This is a genomic window from Hephaestia caeni, assembly GCF_003550065.1.
Lineage (GTDB): Bacteria > Pseudomonadota > Alphaproteobacteria > Sphingomonadales > Sphingomonadaceae > Sphingomonas > Sphingomonas caeni_A.
The window spans coordinates 855,431-878,933 of the sequence record NZ_QXDC01000004.1; the positions used below are offsets into that span (position 1 = coordinate 855,431).

Consider the following 23,503-nt stretch of genomic DNA (forward strand, 5'->3'; position numbering starts at 1 on the left):
AACCGTCAGTAAATTTCACGTCAGGTTATCTCCCCACCAGCGCCTGATCCCGGAGACCGCGCCAGACGCGCATCGCCTGCACCGTCTCCGCCACGTCGTGGACGCGCAGGAGTTGGACGCCGGCGTCCATGCCCTTCATCGCCAGCGCGAGCGAGCCGCTAAGGCGGTCGGACGCAGGCGCCTCATTCGACAGCGCGCCGATCATGCGCTTGCGGCTGGCGCCGAGCATGATCGGGCAGCCGAGGCCGTGGAACAGCGAAAGACCGTTGAGGAGCGCGAGATTGTCGGCGAGGCTCTTGCCGAAACCGATGCCGGGATCGGCGATGATTTTCGCGCGATCGACTCCGGCTGCCGTCACAGCGTCGATCCGCGCCTCGAGCCAGTCGAACACCTCGGTGAGCACATCGGTGTAGCCGTTGCCGCCGTGCGGGCCTTTCGCGGGGTCGGGCGAGTGCATCAGGATGACGGGGCAGCCCGCGCGCACCACCAGATCGAGCGCACGATCGTCCCACAGCAGCGCGGAGACGTCGTTGACGAGGTGCGCGCCGGCGGCGAGTGCGGCTTCCATCACGCTCGCCTTGCGGGTGTCGATCGAGATCGGCGTGCCCGCGGCGCGCAGGCGCTCGATGACGGGGACCACGCGCTTGACCTCGTCGCCTTCCCAGACGGGTTTGGCGCCGGGGCGGGTCGATTCGCCGCCCACGTCGATCAGCGCGGCGCCCGCGGCGGCCATGTCGACCCCGGCCGCAGCGGCGGTGGCGGGATCGTCCTGATGCCCGGTGCCGTCGGAGAAGCTGTCCGGCGTGACGTTGAGGATGCCGGCGACGAGCGGCTGATCGAAGCGCAGCGTGCGCGCGCCGAGGGTGAGCGGCGGGCGCGGGCTGGTGATGCGCTGGTGGAGCGTGGCGGCGCGGGCATTGCTGCCCAGCTCGCGGTCGAAATCGGCGATCGGCACGGTGCGGCGGGCGCCGTTCTCGATCACCTCATAGGCGGCGAACCACAGCATCCCGCCCGCCAGCCGCGCCACCGCGCCGTCGTGGCCGACGGGGGTGTCGACGAACTGGGTGGGCTTGAGATGCATTTTCCTCCTCCCCGGCGAAGGCCGGGGTCCAGTTACGACCGGCCCGATGCTGGACCCCGGCCTTCGCCGGGGAGGTGCTTATGTCAGGTGCGGCTAGGGCTGTGTCGCCAGGATATAGGTCTGCCGCAGCGCGTCGATGGGCTTGAGCCCGTCGGCGGCTTCGTAATGCCAGAATGTCCAGCCATTGCACGCCGGCGCGCCTTGCAGCGTCGCGCCGAGCTTGTGGATCGAGCCGGCCTGGCCACAATCGCTGAGCAGCGAGCCGTCGGCGCGGACGGTGGCACGCCAGCGGCGCTTGGTGTCGGTAAGCGTGGCGCCGGGCTTCAGATAGGCATTCTCGACCAGCACCCCGAACGCGACCTTGGGCCGACTCCTGGGGCTCTGCATCGTCGCCAGCGCCGATTCGTCGAGCGGGAGCGCGGCGGCGATCCGATCCTCGGCGGCGGCGATATACTCCCCCTCGCGCTCGATCCCCATCCAGCGGCGGCCGAGCCTCTTCGCCACCGCGCCGGTGGTGCCGGTGCCGAAAAAGGGATCGAGCACAACGTCGCCCGGCTGGGTGCAGGCGAGCAGGATGCGATAGAGCAGCGCCTCGGGCTTCTGCGTCGGGTGGACCTTGTGGCCGTCCTTCTTCAGCCGTTCCTGCCCGCCGCAGATCGGGAATTCCCAATCGCTGCGCATCTGAAGCTCGTCGTTGAGCGTCTTCATCGAGCGGTAGTTGAACGTGTATTTCGCCTTCTCGCCCTTCGACGCCCAGATCAGCGTCTCGTGCGCGTTGGTGAAGCGCGTGCCGCGAAAATTGGGCATCGGATTGGCCTTGCGCCAGACGATGTCGTTGAGGATCCAATAGCCCAGATCCTGCACCGCCGCGCCGACGCGGAAGATATTGTGATAGCTGCCGATCACCCAGATCGTGCCGTCGTCCTTGAGGATGCGGTACGCTTCCTTGAGCCACGCCTTGGTGAAGGCGTCGTAGGCGGCGAAGGTATCGAACTTGTCCCAATCGTCGGTGACGGCGTCGACATGGCTGCCGTCGGGGCGGTGGAGATCGCCGCCGAGTTGGAGGTTGTAGGGCGGATCGGCGAAGATCATGTCGACCGATTTGGCCGGCAGCGCCTTCATCATCGCGATGCAATCGCCGCGCAGGATCGAATCGAGCGGCAGCGCCGGCGTCGCTTCGGGCATCGTCCGTGCCCGGACCTTGTCGAGTACCACCATTCGTAAAACCCCTGTCTTGGACGGGCAAAAGGGCGAACGGGCGCCGAAGCGTCAAGCATAGTTTAGTTAACGATTGCGGTTACCAAATCGTTAACGATGCGGAACATTTCGCGACCGCGGCCAGATGTTGAGTCCAGCAGACGCGGGAGGACTCAAGACCTAGTGGTGTGACTCGAAAGACTCACTTCTTTGCGCTTCCGCGAGGGCCGCACCGGCCCGCTCCCCCACCCGGCCACCCAACGCCAGTATCCTATGGGTGGCCGGGTGGGGGAGTGGGCCGGTGCGGCAATCGAACTAAAACACCAATTCGGCTTGGGCGACCGGCGCGAATGAACGGCGGTGGAGGGGGGACGGGCCGTGTTCGCGAAGGGCGCGCAAATGCGCGGGCGCGGCATAGCCCTTGTTCGAGTGCCAATCGTAATGCGGATAGGCCTCGGCGTGGCGGATCATGATCGTGTCGCGGGTGTGCTTGGCGACGATCGAGGCGGCGGCGATGCACTGGGCGAGCGCGTCGCCGCCGACGATCGGGGTGGCGGCATAGCCCCAGCGCGGCAGGCGGTTGCCATCGACGAGGACGTGGCCGGGCACATGGCCGAGCGCGGCGGCGACGGCATCGACCGCGAGCGTCATCGCCTTCATCGTCGCCCAATAGATGTTGAGCCGATCGATCTCCTCGGCCTCGACGATCCCGACTCCCACCACCGCGCAGGCCATCAGGCGATCGTGGAGACGCGCGCGGGACGCGGCGGTGAGCTTCTTCGAATCGTCGAGCCCGCGCGGACAGCCGCGGTCGGGCAGGATCACCGCAGCGGCCACCACCGGCCCCGCGAGCGGCCCCCTACCCGCTTCGTCGACGCCGCAGACGGGGCCAGGATAGAGCGATTCGTGGCGGCGGCTGGGCATCAGCGCTCGCCTTCGTCGAACGGCGCGCGGCCGAGCGCATGCCCCATCGGCCCCGACCCCTGCCCCAGCCCCGGCGCATGGACGATCGCGGCGCGGACGAAGGCGATCCCGCGCTCGACCGCCCGATCGAGCGGCAGCCCCTGCCCCAGCCCGGTCGCGATCGCGCTGGAGAGCGTGCAGCCGGTGCCGTGGGTGTGGCGCGTATCGATACGGGGATTGGCGAAGATCACGCCGCCGTCCGGGGTGATCAGCGTATCCTCGACCATCGCGCCGGTGGCGTGGCCGCCCTTGGCGAGCAGCGCGCTGCCGCTGTCGAGCACCGCCGCCTCGCCGCCGAGCGCCTCGAGTTCGGGCAGGTTGGGGGTGGTGAGGGTAGCGACGCGCATGAGGCGGCCGAACGCGGCGATCGTGGCGGCATCGGCGAGGACCGAGCCCGAGGTCGCGACCATGACCGGATCGAAGACGATGGGGAGGCGGTCGTCGCTTTTGTCGAAGCGGGCGCCCATCTCGGGCGCTTGTTCGTGCGATTCGGGTTGGGAGATGGGTCCCCGCTTTCGCGAGGATGACAACAGGTGAGCGAACGACGGGGAGGAGAGGTAATCCGCCACGGCATTTGCGACCTCGGCCGAGCCGATCATGCCGATCTTGATCGCATCGACGCCGATGTCGCGCACGACCGAATCGATCTGCGCGACGACCATATCGGCGGGCACGGGCATCACGCGCTGGACCCCGATCGTGTTCTGCGCGGTGAGCGCGGTGATCGCCGTCATCGCGTAACCGCCCAGCATCGTTACGGTTTTTATGTCGGCCTGGATGCCGGCGCCGCCGCCCGAATCGGAGCCGGCGATGATCAGGACGCGCGCCGGGATCGTCACCGCCGCGTTCCCGAAGTGGAGAAAGTGGAGAGTGTCGCGGAGATAGCGACACGGGGCGAACAGGATCGGCAAAAGCGATACGAAGAGGCGGTCGGGACGATCATGGCGCGCATTGTGCCACAGCCCGGCGGTTGTAGGACAGAGGCCATCAACGGGTGCGAAGGGGAAACAGCATGACGACCATTTCTCGACGCGGCGCGATCGGCATGGGCGCGGGCGCGCTCGCGGCGGCGAGCGCGGCGCGCGCCGCGGGGCTCGAGGACGATCCGATCGTGGTGGTCTCGACCTGGGATTTCGGCAAGGCGGCGAACGCGGCGGCGCTCGCCCGGCTGAACGCGGGTGGGACGCCGCTCGATGCGGTCGAGGCAGGCGCGCGCGTGCCCGAGGCCGATCCCGACAACCATTCGGTCGGCTATGGCGGCTATCCCGATCGCGACGGGCATGTGACACTCGATGCGATCATCATGGACGAGGACGGGCGCGTCGGCGCGGTGGCGGCGCTGGAGGATGTCGTCCACGCGATCAGCGTTGCGCGGGCAGTGATGGAGACAACGCCGCACACGATGCTGGTCGGCGAGGGCGCGACGCGGTTCGCGCTCGACCAGGGGATGGAGCGGACCAATCTGCTGACGCCGGCGGCGGAGAATGCCTGGCGCGACTGGCTGAAGACCGCCGACTACAAGCCCATCGCCAATATCGAGAACCGGCTGCCCGGCCCGCCCGGATCGGCGCTGAACCACGATACGATCGGGATCATCGCGCGTGGGGCGGACGGGCACGTGGCGGCGGCGTGCACCACCTCGGGCATGGCGTTCAAGATGCGCGGGCGCGTGGGCGATTCGCCGCAGGCCGGATGCGGGCTGTTCGTCGAACGCGGGGTCGGTGCCGCCGTCTCGACCGGAGTGGGCGAGGAAGTGATCCGCATCGCGGGGACGGCGCGGGTGGTGGCGTCGATGCGCAGCGGGATGACCCCGCAAGTCGCGTGCCGCGAGGCGTGCGAACATATCGCGCGGCTGCGCGGGGAGGCGATCAAGGGGATGCAGGTGGGGTTCCTTGCGCTCGGCAGGGACGGCACGGTGGGGGCCTATGCGCTGATGCCGGGGTTTACCTATGCGGTGACGCGGGCGTCGGGCGCGGCCGAGGTGCTGCCGGCGGGGAGTTTGTTTGCCAAGGGCTGACTTGCACAAATCAGGTCTCTGTTCCGTCACCCCGGACTTGTTCCGGGGTCCAACGTGCCTCAAGCGCTGGCGCTCAAGGATGGTTGGATGCCGGAACAAGTCCGGCATGACGGGAAGAACCTACGCCGCCGCCTGCTCCACGGCCGCGCAGATGCGGTCGACCGCGGCTTCGACCTGCGCCGAATCGTCGCCTTCGGCCATCACGCGGATGACGGGTTCGGTGCCCGAGGGGCGGATGACGAGGCGGCCGGTGCCGTTGAGTTCGGCCTCGGCGGCGGCGATCGCCTCCTGCACGCGGGCGTCGTCGAGCGGCTTGCCGCCCTTGAAGCGGACGTTCTTCAACAATTGCGGCACGGGATCGAAGCGGTGGAGCACTTCGCTGGCAGGCGCGCCGGCCTGGACCAGTTCGCCGAGGATCTGCAAGCTCGCGACGAGGCCATCGCCGGTGGTGGCGTAATCCGACAGGATGATGTGCCCCGATTGCTCGCCGCCGACATTATAGCCGTCGCGGCGCATCGCCTCGAGCACATGGCGATCGCCGACTTTGGTGCGCAGCAGGTTCAGCCCCTCGTCCGCGAGATGGCGTTCGAGCCCGAGGTTGGACATCACCGTCGCGACCAGCCCGCCGCCGCGCAGCAGGCCGCGCCTGGCCCAGTTGGTCGCGATCGTCGCCATCAACTGATCGCCGTCGACGATGCGGCCGGCCTCATCGCACACGATCAGCCGATCGGCATCGCCATCGAGCGCGATGCCGAGATGCGCGCCGGAGGCGACCACGGTTTCGCACATCGTGTCGGGCGCGGTCGAGCCGACGCGCTGGTTGATGTTCTTGCCGTTGGGCTCGACCCCGATCGCGACCACCTGCGCGCCCAATTCCCACAAGGCCGAGGGCGCGACCTGATAGGCGGCGCCGTTGGCGCAATCGACGACGATCTTGAGCCCTTCGAGCGTCAGCGCCTGCGGGAAGGTCATCTTGGCGGCGTGGATGTAGCGCCCGCGCGCATCCTCGACGCGGCGCGCGCGGCCGATATCGGACGCGGCGGCGAGCGACACCTCGCCGTCGATCAGCGCCTCGATCGCGGCTTCGTCTTCGTCCGAGAGTTTGTAGCCGTCGGGACCGAACAGCTTGATGCCGTTATCGGCGAACGGATTGTGGCTCGCCGAGATCATCACGCCGAGATCGGCGCGCATCGAATGCGTCAGCATCGCCACCGCAGGCGTCGGCATCGGGCCGACCAGCACCACATCCATCCCCACCGCGGTGAACCCTGCGACCATCGCGTTTTCGAGCATATAGCCCGACAGGCGCGTGTCCTTGCCGATCACCACGCGATGCTTGTGGCTGCCGCGCACGAAATGCGCGCCCGCCGCCATGCCGACCTTCATCGCCATCGCGGCCGTCATCGGCGAGATATTGGTGAGGCCCCTGATCCCATCGGTGCCGAAATATTTTCTTGCCATCGCGCAATGCTCTATCCGCTATGTCCGTCTCCGCCCTGATAACGGCTCGAGGGAGCAAGCGCGAGCATGTCCAAGACTACCCGTATCCTGCTCGCGCTCGCGATCGGCCTGGCGGCGGGAATCGCGCTCGCCGCGATCCGGCCGGCGCGGGTGCCCGGCGCGATCGCGATCGCGCAGCCGATCGGCACAGCGTGGCTCAACGGCTTGCAGATGACGATCGTGCCGCTGGTCGTCGCGCTGATCGTGACGGGAATCGCCGCCAGCGCCGAGGCCGCGCGCGCCGGGCGGCTGACGGCGCGCGCGCTGGTCACCTTCGTCGCCTTGCTGTGGGCGGCGTCGGCGCTGGCGGCGCTGGTGACGCCGGTGCTGCTCGACCTGTTTCCGATTCCACGCGGGGCGGCGGCGGGGCTGGCCGACGCACTGGCGCACGCGGGGCCGGTGGGCGAGATCGCGCCGTTTTCGCAATTCATCGAGACATTGGTGCCCACCAACGTCGTGACCGCAGCGGCGAACGATGCCTTCCTGCCGCTGATCGTGTTCGCGCTCGTCTTCGGCTTCGCGCTGACGCGGCTGCCCGCCGAACAGCGTGAGCGGATGACGGGGTTCTTCCAGATCATCGCCGACGCGATGGTGGTGGTGATCAACTGGGTGCTGTGGCTGGGGCCGATCGGGGTGTTCGCGCTGGCGCTGGTGTTCGGGGCGAAGGCGGGGACCTCGGCGATCGGGGTGCTGCTCCATTATGTCGCGATCGTCTCGGCGGTGGGGGTGGTGGTGTGGCTGCTCGCCTTTCCGCTGGGGGCGATCGGCGGGCGGATACCGTTCGGGCGCTTCGTGCGCGCGACCGGGCCGGCCCATGCGGTCGCGATCAGCACCCAAAGCTCGCTCGCCTCGCTGCCCGCGATGCTGCGCGCGACCGACGAACTGGGCGTGCCGGTGGCCAAAAGCGGGATCGTGCTGCCGCTGGCGGTCGCGATCTTCCGGGTGACGGGGCCGCCGATGAACCTCGCGGTCGCGATCTATGTCGCACATCTCTACGGCGTCGATCTGGGGCCGGCACAGATCGCCGCAGGGGTAGCGGTGGCGGCGGTGACGACGATGGGCGCGGTGGGGCTGCCCGGCGCGGTGAGCTACATCAGCTCGATCGCGCCGATCTGTATCGCGATGGGCAGCCCGATCACCGCGCTGGGGCTGCTCGTCGCGGTCGAGACGCTGCCCGATCTGGTGCGCACCGTGGGCAATGTGGCGATGGACATCGCGGTGACCGCGACGGTGGGGCGGCGGCGGCCGGACGATCCGGCGCCGGGGGAGACCGATGCGCTGCTGGCGGGGGATGTGCAGTAGGGGCGGCGGGAATCGTCGCCACGGCCGCTGCGCTCGAGTACGGATGGCGAACGATACTCGTCACCCCGGCCTTGAGCCGGGGTCCCGCTGCTTTCTTAGCGCGCGAACGAAAGAAGAAGTGGGACCCCGGGTCGAGCCCGGGGTGACGGGATAGGGGGCGGCCTCAATCCTCCCGGAAATCCCGCCCATAGACGTCGGGCCGGAAGCTGACGCCCTTCTTGGTGTCCTCGGCGGTGATGTAGGTGAGGTAGACGGGGACCGAGAACGGGAGCGCGATCGCTTCCTCAGGTGTTTTGTCCCTGGTCGGCACCGGGCGCTGGAGCAGCCAGCGGCCCAGTTCCATCGCCTTTTCGAGACGAATGCAACCGTTGCTGAAATGACGAACGGGCTTGGCGAGCAGATCCCGTTCCGGCGTGTCGTGAAGGTAGATGCCCTCGTCGTTGGGGAACAGGAACTTGACGCGGCCCATCGAATTGAACGGGCCGGGAAGCTGGCGCAGGCGGATGTCCTCGGCGCCCGAGACCACCGCGGGCCAATCGATCTGCGAGGCGGGGATCACCCGCGCCTCAGGCGTCCAATCCGACAGCGCCTCGATGTGCATCGCCTTGAGCGACCGCCCCGAGGCGACCTTGGCCGCGATGCTGCCGCGCGCGAGATAGGTGGGGACGTTCCAATACGGATTGACGATCGCCCAGGTGAGCGCGCCGACCAGCATCGGCGTCTGCGTTTCCTTCGCACCGACGACGACGCGCATCGTGCCGACCTGCTTGCCCGCCTCGTAATACCACAGCCGTCCCGACGAGGCGTCGACCTCGACATGGCGGACCCACGGGCTGGGCAGGACGCGCGCGCGATCCATGTTGATGCGCAGCCGGGCGATGTCCCGTTCGGGCAGGCGCGCCGCCGCCGCGCGCGCCATCAGGCCGCGCAGCATGACGTATTGGTCGCTCATCCAGCCCATATCGTCGACGTAATCGGCGAAGGATTTGGGGAAGGAGGCGGCGATCAGCACTTGCCCGGGCTTGAGCTTGCCCGGTTTGAGCTTCTTGTCGGCGTAGATGATGTCGACGTCGCGGCTTGGGCGGCGCTGGTCGCGGACATAATCGGCGAAGGTCTTCGACAGCGCGATTTCGGCTCTCGCGAGCGCCTCGGGGTCGCCGCCGCGCGCCTTGGCGATCGCCTCGACGAGATCGTCGGGATCGTAGGATTTGGGCTTGAGGCCATCGAGCCAAGCGGTCGCGAGATAGCTCACCAGCTTGTCGGCCTGCGGGCCCAGTTTGCGGCCCTCCACCCATAATGGCCGGTAGCCGCGGTGGCGGTAGAAGCGTTTGAGATCGCCGCCGGCCTTGTCCCGAATCGCAGCGGCAACGGCGGCGTCAGGCGCGGCGCTGGCGGCGGCTGCGTACAGCGGTGCCGCCGCCCAGGCGGTGCCGGGCGGGGCGAACGAGACGGCGAGTACGGCGAGGAGAAAATGGGGAGCGCGACACCGCCGCACCCCCCGAAGCGGAATGCTCAGCCTCTCTCTCCTACCCCGCTGGGGGCCGGCGGCGGCGGAGGCGGCGGCATCGGCACCGCATTGGCGTGGTACATGCCGTCGGCGGTGTAATAGCCGTCGACGATGCCGTCGCCGTCGCGATCGGCCGCGATGCTGCCCGCGACCGCACCCGGCGGTGGCGGCGGCGCGGCGGCCACCTCTTCCTGCTTGGCGCAGGCGGTGAGCACCATCGCGCCCATTCCCGCCAGCAGAATCGTTCTCAAGCGCATAGCCGTTTTCCTTTCAAACGTGCCCGGCATCGCAAGATACCGGCGCGCCCCCCAACAGCCGGGGTGTGGTTGTAGTGCCGTAACGGTCCAGGATTTAGCGCCGGACGGTGCGACCCGAGAGGCAAACCGCCGAGATCGCGAATCGATCCGTATTTGGAGAGAGCGGCACCGGGCCGCCCCTTGTCGTGAAGCGCGGCACCGGCCCGCTCCCCCACCCGACCACCCATAGGATAATCGCATTGGGTGGTCGGGTGGGGGAGCGGGCCGGTGCCGCGGCCGGAAAACCTCTCTTACATCCAGCGCCAGATGCCCGCCGCCCAGCCCGCGATCGGCAGGTGCGCCCAGGTCGCGACCAGCCACAGGAGGAGGCCGCCTGCCCAATCGTGCGGGCGGAAACCGCCCAGCCGCGCGCGGCCGCCAAGGATCGCGGCGAAGGGCCAGTAGCTCGTCTTCGCTTCCCATGCGCGCCAGATGTCGGGCTGGAGCCGTTCCTTCTTCCGGTCCTGCAACGCGGCACCGACGAGCGCGAGCACGACGATCGCCCCGGCAAGAACGAGGTTCGACGGATCGGGGAAGACCGCGATGTGGCACAAACCCCACAGGCCGAAGCCCCACATCATCGGGTGGCGCGTCACCGCGAAGACGCCGCGCGGATCGCCGGGCATCCGCGTCTGGTTGCGCGGATCGGGAAAGGCCGGATTGCCGACGAGCGAGCCGACGAAGAGCACGCTTGCAATCAGCATCACCGCCGAGACGATGGCCCACAGCGTATCGCCCACCGGCCAGAGCGGCGCCGCCGGGGGCGCGGCATAATAGGCATAGGCAAGCCAGCCCAGCGTCGCGAACGAGACGATGACATAGAGGCCCAGAAAGCCGCGCTCGCCGAGCGCGCGCACAAGGGCCCCGCGCAGCGGATGCGACATCGCGAAATGCGTGCCCACGAAGGCGACCGCGGCCGCCAGCACCATGCCCGTTGCGTCCATCGATAGGCTCCCGGTGGTTCATCGGGAGCCTATCGCAAGCATCGGCGCTTGGAAACGGTGCGGTGCCGGTGCGGGGCCGGTGCGGCGGCTATTCGACGCCGTGCATCCATTTCTTGAGCAGCGGCGAGGCCAGGAGCAGCACAACGCCGATCCCGACCGCGACCCAGCCGATCTTGACGAACACCGCCGTGTAGGTGTCGAGGCTGACCGCGAGGTTGGTAACCTGCCCGCCCACCGTCTCCACGCTCGCCACCTGCGCGACCACGCCGGCGACATATTGCGCGACCGAGATCGACAGGAACCACACCCCCATCATCAACCCGACGATGCGCGCGATCGAGAGCTTGGTGATCATGCTGAGCCCGACCGGCGAGATACACAATTCGGCGAGGCTGTGGATCAGATAGAGCCCGGCGAGCCACCACAGCCCGACCTTGAAATCGGGGCCGGCGAAGGTGGTGCCCCAGACGAGGAACAGGAAGCCCGCGCCCACCCCCATCAGCGCGATCGCGAACTTGACCGGGATCGACGGTTCGAGGTTGCGCCGCGCGAGCCAGCCCCACAGCAGCGTCATGATCGGCGCGAAGATCACGATCGAGAGCGGATTGAAATTCTGCGTCTGCGGCGCCGACAGCGTGAACAGCCCGAACACGCTGAGATCGGTGTTGCGATCGGCGAACAGCGTCAGGCTCGATCCCGCCTGCTCGAACAGCGTCCAGAACACCACGTTGAAGGTGATCAGCACCATCGCGACCACCATCATCTGGAATTCGATCTTGCTACCCTTGGCCCACGACCAGATCAGGATCGCGGGCACCCCGATCAGGAACGACCCGAACAGCAATTTGCCCATCAGCGGCAGCGTGGCGATATAGCCGACGATCCCCGATCCCGGTTCCGGATCGGGCGTGTTCATCAGGTTGACGAACAGGAAATAGAAGACCGGCACCGCGAGCACCGCGAGGATGTAGATCAGCAGCGCGCGATCACTGCCGGTGCACGCCGGCGGCTCACCATAACCGGCCAGCCGCCCGCCGTCGAACTGGATCAGCGTCCACGAGATCAGCATGCCGAGGCCGACGACGAGGAAGCCCGCCCACCAGCCGAACAGATCGGCGAAGATCGGGCAGACGAGCTGCCCCCCGATCGAGCCGCAATTGATCCCCATGTAGAAGATCGTGAACCCCGAATCGCGGCGGCGATCGCCCTTTTCGTAAAGCTCGCCGACCATCGTCGAGATGTTGGGTTTGAAGAAGCCGTTGCCGATCGAGATCGTCGACAGCGCGAGCAGCAGGATCGCGACGTAGAAGGGGCTGCGTTCACCGCCCGATGCGAACGATTCCTTCGCCACCGTGCGGGCCACCGAGCCGTCCGCCGCGACGAGCGCGACGCTGCCGTCGTCATTGCCCCTGATCGCGAGCGCCTGCCCGTCGACGGTGATCGTGCGCGCCTCATCGGCGTTGCTGCTGGGGCCGTCCGAATAGTTGGAGATTTGCACATCGTAGCGCTGGCCGTCGATCTGCGCATAGGGCTGCGCGGTCTGGCCGCCGAAGCACAAGGTGAAATAGCCGATCGCCATCATGATCGCGCCGAATTTCACCGAGCGTTTCGAGCCCAGATACTGATCCGCCAGATAGCCGCCGACGAGCGGCGTCAGATAGACAAGCGCGGTATAGCCGCCATAGAGCCCCGCCGCCGAGCGATCGTCGAAGATGAAATGCTTGGTCAGATACAGCATCAGCAGCGCGCGCATGCCGTAATAGCCGAAGCGTTCCCACGCCTCGGTCGAGAACAGGCGGGCGAGCTGGCGCGGGTGGCCGAACCAGGTTCGCTCCTTCGCCGGATTGACGTGGGTGATATCGGGTTCGCGCGGATTGTCCGCGGTGGGCGTGTCCACCATCAAGTTAACTCCCTGAAATCATGTGCGCCGTCGCATCGCGGCGATATGGCGAGGGAGACTAACGGCGAATCGGGCCGTGTGAAGCCGGTTGTTGACGGGGCTTCCGATGGTTAGCTGGGCGCCATGACGCTCAACGACCGCACTACTCCGCTCGCGCTTCTTTCTTCCCGCCGGTCGGGCAAGCCGCGCGATCTCACGGCCCCCGGCCCCGACGCCGCGCAGCTCGACCGGATCCTGACGATCGCCGCGCGCACGCCCGATCACGGCAAGCTCGCGCCGTGGCGCTTCGTGGTCGTGCCCGACGACCGGCGCGACGCCTTCGCCGCGTTGCTGCGCGAGGCCTATCTCGCCGAGCGGCCCGAGGCGAAGCGGCTCGAACTCGAGGCGGTCGAACAATTCGCGCGGCAGGCGCCGACGCTGGTGATCGCGCTCTCCGCGCCCAGGACCGAAAGCCATATCCCGTTGTGGGAACAGCAATTATCGGCGGGCGCGGCGTGCATGAACCTGCTCCACGCCGCGACCGCGATGGGCTTCGCCGGCGGCTGGCTGACCGGATGGGCGGCCTATTCGGACCGGGTACGCGACGCGTTCGGCGCCGCGCCCGAGCGGATCGCGGGATTCCTGTTCCTCGGCACGCCGTGCAAGCCGCTCGACGAACGGCCTCGTCCGGAACCGGACAGGATCGTCCGATATTGGACATGAATGAGGCTGGACGGCGCGGGCAATTGGTGTATTAAAGCAGCATGACAGCGCTCAAGAGCGACGACAGCCCGGTCTATCTGCGCCTGCGCGCGATGATTGCCGAGGCGATCCTGCGCGGGGATTACCGGGCCGGGGACCAACTGCCCTCGGTGCGCGCCTTCGCCGCCGAACATGGCGCCAATCCGCTGACCGTCGCCAAGGCCTATCAGAGCTTCCAGGACGACGGCTATGTCGAGGTTCGCCGCGGGGTCGGCATGTTCGTGCTACCGGGCGCGGTCGAACGGCTGCGCGTCGCCGAGCGTGAGGAATTCATCACCCAGGTGTGGCCGCGGGTGCGCGCGCATATCGCGCTGCTGGGCCTCGATACCGCCGCATTGCTCGACGCCGAACACGCCTGAACGGGCGATCCGGCCCCTGTTGCCCGCGTGCAACGATCATGCTTCGTTCGCGGCCTTAACCATTCGTCGATGGAACCGACCGACTCGCCGCCGGGTTGTCTGCTGTAGAGTGCACAGGAGACGGTTCATGTTTCGTCCTGACAAGACCAACGGCTATCGCGTGGCGTTCCATGCCGACGAGGTCAACCACTGCCCCGGTTGCGGCGGCACCCAGTGGCTGGTGGGGCGGCTCGTCGCCGAATGCGCGTTCTGCGCGGCCGCGGTGTCGCTGGCGAGCGCGGGCATGACCGGCGCGGGGCTGTTCCGCGCCAACCACGTCACGCCCGACAGCCTCGCCGCCTGAGCGGGGTATCGGGAAATCGCGGAAGGGCGGCCTTTTTTTGAGCGGCACCGGCCCGCTCCCCCACGGGGTCCCCACAAAGTATTAGGGTCGGGACTCAATTGAGCCACCAAGTGACGGTGGCGGCGAGGGCGACGGCGCTGAAGAAGGTATGGAGGTTGCGGTCGAAGCGGGTGGCGATGCGTCGCCAGTCTTTGAGGCGGCAGAACATGCGTTCGATGACATTGCGTTGGCGATAGGCGGTTTTGTTGTAAGGCCAGGGCTTCCGGCTATTCTTGCGCGGCGGGATGACGGGTGTGGTGCCGCGCGCGACGAGCCAGGTTCTAAGCGGCAGGCTGTCATAGGCCTTGTCGGCGACGAGTTCCGCCGATGGCGGGAGTGCGTCGATCACGTGCTGCGCTGGCTTGCAGTCATGGACGTTGCCCGCGGTCAGCAGGAGGACGAGCGGGCGTCCGTGTGCATCGCAGATGGCGTGGAGCTTGGTGTTGCGGCCGCCGTTCGTCCGGCCGATACCATGAGCCAGGGCCCCCCTTTTGCGCCGCCGGCGCAGCGATGTACTTTGATGCAGGTGCTGTCGAGGAACAGCCGGTCCGGCAGGTCCGGGATCGTCGCCACCTCCTTGAATATCCTTTCCCACACGCCGCGCTCGGACCAGCGCACGAAACGGTTGTAGAGCGTCTTCTTCGGCCCGTAGACCTCGCGCGGGCAGTCCGACCAGCGCCCACCCGACTTCAGCGCATGCACGATCCCGCTCAGCACGCGGCGATCGTCAACCCGCCGCGCACCCCGCTCGCCGCGAGGCAGCAACGGTGACAGCCGCGCCCACTGCTCGTCCGAAAACCAAAAATATCCCGACATCGCTACCGCCTCCTCGCAGCAACAATGAATCACATCCCAGCCAAAATGAGAATCCTAATAGGGTCCGGACCCTATTTTGTGGGGTTACACCCCCACCCGGCCACCCATAGGATAATCGCATTGGGTGGCCGGGTGGGAGAGCGGGCCGGTGCCGCCTCCCAAATCAGGCCTCGACGATCTCGACCGACGCGCGGGCGAGTCTCGGGCTGAGCAGGTGGATCACCGCCAGCGCGATCAGATACACGCTGCCCGCGACGAAGAAGATGAGCCGATAGGTGCCGACGGTTTCGAGCACATAGCCCGCGAACTTCGCCATCAACATCCCCCCGAGCGCGCCCGCGGTGCCGCCGATCCCGATCACCGATCCCACCGCCTTGCGCGGGAACATATCCGAGACGAGCGTGAAAAGGTTGGCCGACCACGCCTGATGCGCCGCCGCCGCGAGCCCGATGATCAGCACCGCGATCCATAAATGGCTCACCCATTGCGCGAAGAAGATCGGCGTGACGGCGAGCGCGCAGACGAGCATCGTCGCCTTGCGCGCGCGGTTGACGCTATGGCCGCGCGCGATCAGCCGTGACGATGCCCAGCCGCCCGCGACGCTGCCGACATCCGACAGCAGATAGATCGCGATCAGCGGCGGGCCGAAGCTCATCAGATCGAGATCGTAGCGCTTGGCGAGGAAATCGGGCAGCCAGAACAGGAACATCCACCAGATCGGATCGGTGATGAACTTGCCCAGCGCGAACGCCCAGGTCTCGCGGTACCGCAACAGCCTGAGCCATGCCACCTTGCCGGGGGCGTCGGGCGCGTCGCTTTCGATCAGCGCAAGCTCGGCGGCGCCGAGCCGTTTGGTCTCGCGCGGGGTGCGATAGAAAGCGAGCCAGGCGAACAACCAGACGAAGCTCAACACGCCGGTGATGACGAACGCGGCGCGCCAGCCGTAAGCGACGGTGATGATCGGGACGATGATCGGGGTGACGATCGCGCCGACATTGGCGCCGGCGTTGAAGATGCCGATGGCGAGCGCGCGCTCCCGCGCCGGAAACCACGTCGCCACCGCCTTGAGGCCCGCGGGGAAGCTCCCCGATTCGCCGATGCCGAGCATGAAGCGGACCGCGCCGAACCCGAAGGTCGTGCGCACCGCGCCGTGGAGGATGTGCGCAACCGTCCATAGCGTGAAGGCGACCGCGTAGCCCATCCGCGCGCCGATCCTGTCGACCAGCCGGCCGAAGCCGAGATAGCCGATCGCATAGGCCGCCTGAAACCACAGGACGATGTTGGCATAATCGGTTTCGGACCAGCCGAGATCGGCCTGGAGCGTCGGCTTGAGGATGCCGATCATCTGGCGATCGACATAGTTGATCGCGGTGGCGGCAAAGAGCAGCCCGCAGATCAGCCAGCGATAGCAGCCGACCCGCTCGGCCGCCGCGGCGACGTGCCGCTCGGTGGCGTCAGACATCCTCTTTCTCCCCGCTTCTTTTCATCGCCGCCCGCGTCGATCGCCCCACCGGGCGGCGGCAGGCACAGCCTGCGCGCCCTTACGGTAGCGCTCCCATGCTGCCCGTCGACGCGAATGCGGTCAACAGCCGGTGCGGGATGAAGGATGGGACGCCGCCTCAGGATCAAGCGCGGCCGCAGATCGCCCGATATCGGGGCGGCGCCAAGGTGTCGGTCGCCGGGTGCGTGCGGTCAGATCAATGCCGATCCCCCGCGCGGCAGCGATCGTCTTGCTGCGTGGCGGATTCCGGCGCCAGTTCCCATTGGTAAATTCGCATCGGCGCGCCGCGGGGCAGAAACGACGTCTCGAATGTCCGATCGCCGCGCGTCACCTTGACCGTGAGCTTCATGTCGGGATGGCGCATCGTGCCCTCGGTGCTGTCGGCATAATCGAGCCGGTCGCCGTTGCGCAGCCCCGCCTTGGCCGCTTCGGAACCGGGACGCAGATTTTCGACCACCTTCAGGCGCTTTAGCTGCGGGCCGCCGAAGCCGAGATCGTAACGGCGCACCTCCGCCTCGACCCGGCGAAAACAGGGGCCGAACGCATCCGATCGCGGCACCATGCGCATCGTGCCCGACATCATACCTTCGTGAATTCGCACGCCCTTGTCGCCGAGTTCGCGGCGCAGCATTGCGATCCAGTCCTGCTCGGTCGGTTCCTTGCCCTCGTCGCGCCGGATCGCGACCATCGCACGCACGAGATCGTCGATCGAGCGCGCGCCGCCGGATCGATGGACGATCTCTCCGTTGAGCATCGCGAAATACATCGCCCCGCGATCGTAGGACAGGACGTTGTAGCGCAGATCGTCCCAGAAATTGGGGACGACATCCTTGTCGGGCGCGTCGATCACCTCACTGGTATAATAGCGCGCGGCGGTGAGATTGATGTCGGTGAGATATTCCCCGATCGGGATCAGCCCGGCCTGCCACGGCAAGCGCGCCTGATAATAGACGGCATCGCCCTCGGTGTACCATTTGCCAAGTTCGTTCGCGGTCCAGGTATGCGTCATCTCGTGGCCGAGGATCGTCTTCATCTTCTTCGCGGTGGTGGTCTTGCCGAATCCCATCGCGAAAGCGCCGATGGTCGCGGTGCCGTTGCCCGGATTATAAGGGTTCTCGCGCAGGAAGATGCGATAGCGCGGCTCGACGGGATCGGCGAAGAATCGGCTATAGAAATGATAGGCCTTCGCGGACCAGTCCATCGCTTCGGGCAGGTCGAATTGGGGCGACCCCGTCCACAGCGCCTTGAACCCGCCGCTTTCCTCGCGCGGCGCTTCGTTGATGACGCCGGCCATGAACAAGGTGCGATCGAGCCGCGCGATCGGCCCCGCGGGCAGGGTGAAATCGCCATCGGCATAGGTCGTCGCGGCGCGCGCGCCGGTGGGCAGGCCGGACAGGTCCCACCGAACCGCGATGCGATAATCGCCCTCGAGCTGGGGAATCGCGAGCAGCATGCTGCCGATGCCGCTCACCCCCGGACCGTCGACATAGGGGATCGAGGAGAGGATGCCCCCCACCGAATTGTCGATCACCGTTCGGTAGCGCACCCGCACGTCGCCGTGGACGCCGCGGCCCGCGCGCCAGACCTCCATGCCGTCCTCCATTCCCCGGTCGAGCGGCACCGCGCCCGCCGCATCGGTGACCAGCATGTCGGCGATTCCGATCGGCCGCGTCATGCGGGGGCCGCCCGGCTGATGCGCGAGCAGCACCGCGCCCTGCGCGGCCGAGACCCCGGTGAGGGTCATGCCGATGTCGACCTCACCCGTGCCGGCGGCGGGATCGATGCGCGTCGGCTTGAGCACGATGTCGAGCTGCGGGGCCTGCTGGATGCTCGTGGCGGCGATCGGCGCAGGCGACATCGCGCCGACGAGCACGACCGGGATCAGAAAGAAGGGTTTCACGGCGATCGATCCTGCGTGGTTGGAAAGGCTCATCGATTACTACGCACCGGTGCCGGCTTTCCCGCCCGCCACGGCGCCCGCAACGGCGATCGCCTCCACTTCCACGAGCGCGCCGAACGCCAGCCCGCTGGTGCCGAAAGCGGAGCGCGCGGGGAGCCGATCGCGATCGAAGCAGGTCAGATAAGCCCGGTTGAACTCGGGCCACAGCGCCATGTCGGCGAGCATCACGGTGCATTTGACGACGCGATCGAGGCTGGTGCCGGCACGCGTCGCCGCGTCGGCCAGATTGCGCATCGCCTGATGCGTCTGCCCGGCGATATCATTGGGCAGAGTGCCGTCCTCGCGCACGCCGATCTGGCCGGACAGGTGGACGACATCGCCGACCCGCACCGCCGCCGAGAACGGCAGGCGGGGATCGGGATGCGCGATATAATCGACATCGGAAATCGCGGTCATCGAGCTTGGCTCCTCCCCTTCGCCCCCGCATTGCGGAAATGCAGTGATATGAAGGCAATATGCACGAGCGGCCCGATCCCGAAGGCGGCGCGTCAAGAAATTGTCATCGATCGCCGTTCGGGTTTGCCGCGGCACCACGTAGCACCGTGTGACAAAGGTTGGACGGCCAAAGACGACAAGCCGTCACCAAGAAGGGGGGCCGGGCGATGACTCATCACGGATTAACGAGACTGGCGGCGTTGCTGGCGACCGGTGTCGCGGCGAGTTGCCTCGCGACGGTGCCGGCGCACGCCCAGGAGACCGTCTACAGCTTCGATATTCCGGCGCAGGATCTGGGGGGAGCCCTGCGCGCCTTCGGCCAGGCGACCAATCAGCAGATCATCTTCGCCGACGATGTGGTGCACGGCAAGCGCAGCGGCGCGGTGCGCGGCCGACACTCGGCCGACGACGCGCTACGCCAGCTTCTTGCGGGCACCGGGCTGGTCGCTCGCAAGACGCGCGGCGGAATGTATACGCTCGAAGCCGAGACGGCTGCGATCGCCGATGCCGACGGCGCGGCGGTGGTCGACGATTCGATCGTCGTCACGGGATCGCGCATCCGTCGTTCGGAAACGCAGACGTCGGCGCCGATGACCTCCTTCGGCAAGCAGGACCTGACCGAACGCGGCTACGTCCAGGTCGGCGAACTGCTCAACGACGTCACCTCGAACGTGCCGGACTTTCCGATCAACCCGACCAAAGGCTATCCGGCCGGCTCGGGCCAGACCTATCCCAACCTGCTCAATCTGGGGGCCGGGCGCACGCTGACGCTCGTCAACGGGCGCCGCATGGTCTCCTCGGCCTCGGGGCTGGGCGACCGCATCGTCGACACCAACGTGATCCCCGCCGGGCTGATCGAGCGCGTCGAGATCATCCAGGGCGGCGGCGCGGCGGTATACGGGTCGGACGCGATCGCGGGCGTGGTCAACTATATCCTCAAGGACGATTTCGACGGGCTGGAGATCGACGGCCAGCAATCGATCAGCACCTATGGCGACGATTACAGGCCCTATCTGCGGCTGACCGCCGGCAAGAACTTCGCCGATAACCGCGGCAACATCGCGATCAACCTCGAATATTCGAAGACCGATCCGCTGCTCGATTACGACCGCCCGTGGACCGACCTGTCGCCGATCGCAGTGACGAACCCGAACGATACCGGGCCGAACGACGGCGAGCCGACGCAAATCTACATCACGCACCCGCGCTATCGGTTCCACAATTACAACGGCGTGATCTTCCGTCCCAGCGGATCGCCGCCCTTCTTCGCGACGTTCCTGTCGGACAGCGGCGGCAACCTGTTCCAGTTCAACGACGATGGCTCGCAGGTCGTCAATTACGATCCGGGCATCTATTACGGCGGCTCGGCGAGCGCGATCGGCGGGGACGGGCTCGACTGGCGCGAGGTCTCGACCGCCGTCACCGGGGTCGAACGCTACACCGGCACGGCGAATGGGCATTTCGACATCACCAGCAACGTCAAGGTGATCGGCGAATTCCTCTACGGCCATCAGAAGGGCACCGACCCCTATGGCACGCAGGCGATCTTCCGCACGCTGTTCAACAGCTATGACGGGGGCGCGGGCCTGGTCCCGTTCGATCGCACCAATCCCTATCTGACGCAGGACGCGATCAATTCGCTCGATGCCGTCAGCCCCGCGTTCGCGGCGGGCGACCAGCTCTATCTCGCCCGGATCATGAACATCCTGCCGACGCGCAACCGCGGCAGCGAGCGCGACACCTGGCGGGCGCTGGTCGGGCTGGAAGGCGATTTCGAGGCCGCCGGACGCTCGTTCTACTGGAGCGTGACCGCCAGCCGCGGCAAATCGACCGGCTATGTCGAGGTGTTCGATTCGTACGCGACGCACCTCAACAACGCGCTCGATTCGGTGCGCGCCAACGGCGAGATCGTATGCCGGATCAATGCCGACGCCGATCCGACCAACGACGATGCGGCGTGCGCGCCGATCGATCCGTTCGGCAACGTCAAGGCATCGCAGGCCGCGCTCGATTACGCGACCGTGCTGTCGGGATCGCATTTCGAGAACGTGCAGGACGACGTGCTCGCCACGCTGGGCGGCGACCTGTTCAAGCTCCCGGGCGGTCTGGCCAAATTCTCGGTCGCCTATGAGCATCGCCGCGATTATGCGAACCTCGTGCCCTATGAAGCGGACCAGCTCGGCATCGTCAGCAATTGCTGCGCGTCCGAGCCGATCGAGGCCGAATATAATACCGACGAATTCTCGGCCGAACTGCTCGTCCCGCTGCTGGGCGAGGATTTCAACCTGCCGGCGGTGAAGTCGCTCGTCGCCGACGGGTCGTTTCGCCATGTCGACAATTCGATCGCGGGCAAGGAAAACGTCTGGGGCGCGGGCCTGCTCTGGGATACCGGGTTCGGCGTCACGCTGCGCGGATCGCGTAGTCGCAATTTCCGGGCGCCGTCGCTCGAGCAATTATTCTCGCCGGTCAGCGTCTCCAATGGGCCGATCGGCTATGACCCTTGCGACATGGATACGATCGGACAGGGCCCCAATCCGGCGGTGCGGCTCCAGAACTGTCAGGCGCTGTTCGCGGCCAATCCAGGCTATGGCGACCTCGCGACATTCCAGGATCCGGCCGAGAACACCTCGCTCGCGTTGATTTCCAGCGGCGGTAATCTCAATCTGAAGAACGAGATTTCGAACACCTGGACCTATGGCGTCGTCGTCCAGCCGAGCTTCGTGCCGGGCCTGACCTTCACCGCCGACCGGATCGAGGTGACGCTCGACAACGGGTTGACGGCGTTCAGCCCAGCGAATTTCCTGAGCAGTTGCTTCGATTCCACCGATTATCCGAACAACAACGCCTGCGACAATTTCACGCGCAACGGCCAAGGCTATATCGTCACCGCCAACCAGACGACGTTCAACGCCGCGATCATCAAATATCACGGCGAAATCTACAATCTGAACTATCTGCTCCCGCTGGAGCGGGTGTTCGGCAAGGACATGGGGACGCTCGAATTCAACGTCGAGGCGACCCACACCACGCTGGCGCTTTCGAACGCCACCGGCGCGTCGGAATCGCGCAGCGAAGGCACCATCGCCAATCCCGAATGGCGCGCCCGGTTCGACCTGCGCTATTCGAAGGGGCCGTTCCGTGCCTTCTACCAGATGTATTATCTGCCCAGCGCGCTGCATACCGTGAACGCGACGGTCGAGAACGATCCGATGCCGCACATCTCGGGCAACACGCGGCATTCGGTCTCGATCCAGTATGAATTTCCGAAGCTCACGCTGCGCGCGGGCGTCAACAACCTCACCAACAAGGGGCCGTCCTTCCCGACGCGCAATTACGGCGATCTCTATGGCCGGCAGTTCTATGTCGGGGCCAAGATCCGCTTCTGGTAGCCGCGAACGCGGCGTGATCACGCGCCGGCATTTCGTCGGCGGCGGGGTGGCCGGTTCGATCGCCCCGCCGCTGATCGCGCAGGGGCCACCGGCGCGCGATCCCGCCGGTGATTTCCCGATCACGGCGCGCGGGCGGGCGTTCCTCGACACCGCCTATATCGGGCCGATGTCCACCCGGGCGCAACGCGCCGCGGCCGACTTCGCGAGGGCCAAGGCGGAACGGCCGCTCGAGGTGGGCGAACTGCTGCGCGGTGCCGAGCGGGTGCGCGCGAAATTCGCGCGGCTGATCAACGCGTCGCCCGACGAGATCGGGTTGCTGTTCTCGACGGCGGAGGGCGAGAATGTGATCGCCGCCGGGCTCGATCTGCGCCCGGGCGACAATGTCGTGATCGACGACCTGCATTACGATACGGAGTTCGTCCTCTATCGCGCGCTCGAACGGACCCGCGGCATCGAGCTACGCGTCGCGCGCAACCGCGGCGGCGCGGCGGGGGTGGCGGCGTTCGCGCCGCTGGTGGATCGCAGAACGCGGCTGCTGTCGGTCGCCTGGGTATCCCACCGCAACGGATTCCGGCACGACATGCGCGCCCTCGCCGATCTGGCGCACGCGCACGGCGCGCTGCTCTACGCCGATGCGATCCAGGCTGTCGGCGCGATCGCCATCGACGTCCACGCCACCGGCGTCGATTCGTTATGCGCGGGATCGTACAAATGGCTGTTCGCCGGATGGGGCGTGGCGCCGTTCTTCGTGCGGCGCGAGGTGATCGAGCGATTACGGCTCGATCGCTACGGCGAGATGCACGCGTCGGGCGCGCCGGAGACCGGGTTCACGATCGATCCCAGCGCGCGCCGCTTCGATTATTCGAGCCGCGCCTTCGGTGAGGTGCATGTGCTCGACGCCGCACTCGATCATCTTGCCGCGATCGGTATCGACCGGATCGAGGCGCATGGCGTCGGGCTGGCGCATCGGCTGCACGCGGGTGCCGAGCGGCTGGGGCTGCGCTGTGCGACGCCGGCGGGCAACCGGGCGCCGATCGTCGCGATCGCGCTGCCGGGACCAGAAGATGCCGCGAAGGCCGCGTTCGCGGTGGCGGGAGTCGAGGCGACCGTTCGCGCAGGGCACGTTCGGCTCGCACCGGCGATCTTCAACACCGACGCCGATGTCGATCGGGCGATCGAGGTGCTGGGCAGGCTGGCGCGCAGCTAGAGACCG

At 67.1% G+C, this 23,503-nt stretch carries 20 protein-coding genes; 7 read left to right on the forward strand and 13 right to left on the reverse strand.

Annotated features, from left to right (window positions below):
- Positions 1-25: 25 nt before the first annotated feature.
- From folP to thiD, 4 genes are all read right to left on the reverse strand, one after another.
- On the reverse strand, positions 26-1,081 hold the full coding sequence (gene folP, locus DFR49_RS18700; RefSeq protein ID WP_119037153.1) for a dihydropteroate synthase: 1,056 nt from the start codon (positions 1,079-1,081) through the stop codon (positions 26-28).
- Between the two features lie 93 nt (positions 1,082-1,174).
- Positions 1,175-2,299 (reverse strand): site-specific DNA-methyltransferase, encoded by a 1,125-nt coding sequence (locus DFR49_RS18705; protein ID WP_119037154.1) that lies wholly within the window; start codon positions 2,297-2,299, stop codon positions 1,175-1,177.
- A 294-nt stretch (positions 2,300-2,593) separates the two neighbouring features.
- A complete protein-coding gene (locus DFR49_RS18710) occupies positions 2,594-3,202 on the reverse strand; it encodes a ribonuclease HII (RefSeq protein ID WP_119037155.1) in 609 nt (202 codons plus the stop codon).
- Complete coding sequence (gene thiD / locus DFR49_RS18715; RefSeq protein ID WP_211325933.1) at positions 3,202-4,080, reverse strand: bifunctional hydroxymethylpyrimidine kinase/phosphomethylpyrimidine kinase; 879 nt, start codon at positions 4,078-4,080, stop codon at positions 3,202-3,204. The genes DFR49_RS18710 and thiD overlap by 1 nt, the downstream gene beginning before the upstream one ends.
- 173 nt (positions 4,081-4,253) lie before the next feature.
- Between thiD and DFR49_RS18720 the strand changes: the two genes are divergently transcribed.
- Complete coding sequence (locus tag DFR49_RS18720) at positions 4,254-5,258, forward strand: glycosylasparaginase (protein WP_119037156.1); 1,005 nt, start codon at positions 4,254-4,256, stop codon at positions 5,256-5,258.
- A gap of 120 nt (positions 5,259-5,378) precedes the next feature.
- Here DFR49_RS18720 and glmM read toward each other — a convergent pair whose 3' ends face one another.
- Complete coding sequence (gene glmM / locus DFR49_RS18725; protein ID WP_119037157.1) at positions 5,379-6,719, reverse strand: phosphoglucosamine mutase; 1,341 nt, start codon at positions 6,717-6,719, stop codon at positions 5,379-5,381.
- Between the two features lie 66 nt (positions 6,720-6,785).
- Here glmM and DFR49_RS18730 point away from each other — a divergent pair, with 66 nt between their 5' ends.
- Positions 6,786-8,060 carry a dicarboxylate/amino acid:cation symporter gene (locus DFR49_RS18730; protein ID WP_119037158.1) on the forward strand — a complete coding sequence of 425 codons (1,275 nt, stop codon included), beginning with the start codon at positions 6,786-6,788 and terminating at the stop codon, positions 8,058-8,060.
- Between the two features lie 163 nt (positions 8,061-8,223).
- Here DFR49_RS18730 and DFR49_RS18735 read toward each other — a convergent pair whose 3' ends face one another.
- The 4 genes from DFR49_RS18735 to DFR49_RS18750 form a co-directional block, all read right to left on the reverse strand.
- A complete protein-coding gene (locus tag DFR49_RS18735; RefSeq protein ID WP_119037159.1) occupies positions 8,224-9,555 on the reverse strand; it encodes a L,D-transpeptidase scaffold domain-containing protein in 1,332 nt (443 codons plus the stop codon).
- A 17-nt stretch (positions 9,556-9,572) separates the two neighbouring features.
- Positions 9,573-9,824 (reverse strand): hypothetical protein, encoded by a 252-nt coding sequence (locus tag DFR49_RS18740; protein ID WP_119037160.1) that lies wholly within the window; start codon positions 9,822-9,824, stop codon positions 9,573-9,575.
- A 290-nt stretch (positions 9,825-10,114) separates the two neighbouring features.
- The gene (locus DFR49_RS18745; protein WP_119037161.1) at positions 10,115-10,807 is read right to left on the reverse strand and encodes an NnrU family protein; all 693 of its coding nucleotides are present in this window, start codon (positions 10,805-10,807) and stop codon (positions 10,115-10,117) included.
- Between the two features lie 88 nt (positions 10,808-10,895).
- Positions 10,896-12,707, reverse strand: a complete 1,812-nt coding sequence (locus DFR49_RS18750; protein ID WP_119037162.1) for a peptide MFS transporter — start codon at positions 12,705-12,707, stop codon at positions 10,896-10,898.
- A gap of 123 nt (positions 12,708-12,830) precedes the next feature.
- On the opposite strand from DFR49_RS18750, the gene DFR49_RS18755 reads away from it, so the two are divergent.
- The 3 genes from DFR49_RS18755 to DFR49_RS18765 all read left to right on the forward strand — a co-directional run bounded on the left by DFR49_RS18755 (position 12,831) and on the right by DFR49_RS18765 (position 14,150).
- Positions 12,831-13,409: a nitroreductase family protein gene (locus DFR49_RS18755; RefSeq protein ID WP_119037163.1), complete on the forward strand. Its 579-nt coding sequence runs from the start codon at positions 12,831-12,833 to the stop codon at positions 13,407-13,409.
- 41 nt (positions 13,410-13,450) lie between these two features.
- Positions 13,451-13,807, forward strand: a complete 357-nt coding sequence (locus DFR49_RS18760; protein WP_119037164.1) for a GntR family transcriptional regulator — start codon at positions 13,451-13,453, stop codon at positions 13,805-13,807.
- 127 nt (positions 13,808-13,934) lie between these two features.
- Entirely contained in the window at positions 13,935-14,150 is a 216-nt protein-coding gene (locus DFR49_RS18765; RefSeq protein WP_119037165.1) for a hypothetical protein, read from the forward strand.
- Positions 14,151-14,244: 94 nt separating this feature from the next.
- On the opposite strand, the gene DFR49_RS18770 is transcribed toward DFR49_RS18765, so the two are convergent.
- From DFR49_RS18770 to DFR49_RS18785, 4 genes are all read right to left on the reverse strand, one after another.
- Positions 14,245-15,005, reverse strand: a protein-coding gene (locus tag DFR49_RS18770; protein ID WP_425454964.1) for an IS5 family transposase whose coding sequence is annotated in 2 segments (ribosomal slippage) — positions 14,245-14,658 and positions 14,661-15,005 — 759 coding nt in all. Because the reading frame shifts where the segments join, the coding sequence is not laid out codon by codon here.
- Between the two features lie 163 nt (positions 15,006-15,168).
- On the reverse strand, positions 15,169-16,467 hold the full coding sequence (locus DFR49_RS18775; protein ID WP_119037166.1) for an MFS transporter: 1,299 nt from the start codon (positions 16,465-16,467) through the stop codon (positions 15,169-15,171).
- A gap of 235 nt (positions 16,468-16,702) precedes the next feature.
- The gene (locus DFR49_RS18780) at positions 16,703-18,406 is read right to left on the reverse strand and encodes a M61 metallopeptidase family protein (protein ID WP_119037167.1); all 1,704 of its coding nucleotides are present in this window, start codon (positions 18,404-18,406) and stop codon (positions 16,703-16,705) included.
- Positions 18,407-18,445: 39 nt separating this feature from the next.
- The gene (locus DFR49_RS18785; protein ID WP_119037168.1) at positions 18,446-18,862 is read right to left on the reverse strand and encodes a RidA family protein; all 417 of its coding nucleotides are present in this window, start codon (positions 18,860-18,862) and stop codon (positions 18,446-18,448) included.
- Between the two features lie 206 nt (positions 18,863-19,068).
- Between DFR49_RS18785 and DFR49_RS18790 the strand changes: the two genes are divergently transcribed.
- Complete coding sequence (locus tag DFR49_RS18790) at positions 19,069-22,290, forward strand: TonB-dependent receptor plug domain-containing protein (protein ID WP_147373730.1); 3,222 nt, start codon at positions 19,069-19,071, stop codon at positions 22,288-22,290.
- 13 nt (positions 22,291-22,303) lie between these two features.
- Positions 22,304-23,497: an aminotransferase class V-fold PLP-dependent enzyme gene (locus tag DFR49_RS18795; protein ID WP_170151054.1), complete on the forward strand. Its 1,194-nt coding sequence runs from the start codon at positions 22,304-22,306 to the stop codon at positions 23,495-23,497.
- Positions 23,498-23,503: the final 6 nt, after the last annotated feature.

Excerpts from the sequence above, each read along its gene's own strand:
- folP (WP_119037153.1), bottom strand. The coding sequence starts at position 1,081 with ATGCATCTCAAGCCCACCCAGTTCGTCGACACCCCCGTCGGCCACGAC.
- DFR49_RS18775 (WP_119037166.1), bottom strand. The coding sequence starts at position 16,467 with ATGTCTGACGCCACCGAGCGGCACGTCGCCGCGGCGGCCGAGCGGGTC.
- DFR49_RS18710 (WP_119037155.1), bottom strand. The coding sequence starts at position 3,202 with ATGCCCAGCCGCCGCCACGAATCGCTCTATCCTGGCCCCGTCTGCGGC.
- DFR49_RS18705 (WP_119037154.1), bottom strand. The coding sequence starts at position 2,299 with ATGGTGGTACTCGACAAGGTCCGGGCACGGACGATGCCCGAAGCGACG.
- DFR49_RS18760 (WP_119037164.1), top strand. The coding sequence starts at position 13,451 with ATGACAGCGCTCAAGAGCGACGACAGCCCGGTCTATCTGCGCCTGCGC.
- DFR49_RS18765 (WP_119037165.1), top strand. The coding sequence starts at position 13,935 with ATGTTTCGTCCTGACAAGACCAACGGCTATCGCGTGGCGTTCCATGCC.
- DFR49_RS18720 (WP_119037156.1), top strand. The coding sequence starts at position 4,254 with ATGACGACCATTTCTCGACGCGGCGCGATCGGCATGGGCGCGGGCGCG.
- DFR49_RS18750 (WP_119037162.1), bottom strand. The coding sequence starts at position 12,707 with ATGGTGGACACGCCCACCGCGGACAATCCGCGCGAACCCGATATCACC.
- DFR49_RS18790 (WP_147373730.1), top strand. The coding sequence starts at position 19,069 with ATGACTCATCACGGATTAACGAGACTGGCGGCGTTGCTGGCGACCGGT.
- DFR49_RS18740 (WP_119037160.1), bottom strand. The coding sequence starts at position 9,824 with ATGCGCTTGAGAACGATTCTGCTGGCGGGAATGGGCGCGATGGTGCTC.
- glmM (WP_119037157.1), bottom strand. The coding sequence starts at position 6,719 with ATGGCAAGAAAATATTTCGGCACCGATGGGATCAGGGGCCTCACCAAT.
- DFR49_RS18730 (WP_119037158.1), top strand. The coding sequence starts at position 6,786 with ATGTCCAAGACTACCCGTATCCTGCTCGCGCTCGCGATCGGCCTGGCG.
- DFR49_RS18755 (WP_119037163.1), top strand. The coding sequence starts at position 12,831 with ATGACGCTCAACGACCGCACTACTCCGCTCGCGCTTCTTTCTTCCCGC.
- DFR49_RS18745 (WP_119037161.1), bottom strand. The coding sequence starts at position 10,807 with ATGGACGCAACGGGCATGGTGCTGGCGGCCGCGGTCGCCTTCGTGGGC.
- DFR49_RS18785 (WP_119037168.1), bottom strand. The coding sequence starts at position 18,862 with ATGACCGCGATTTCCGATGTCGATTATATCGCGCATCCCGATCCCCGC.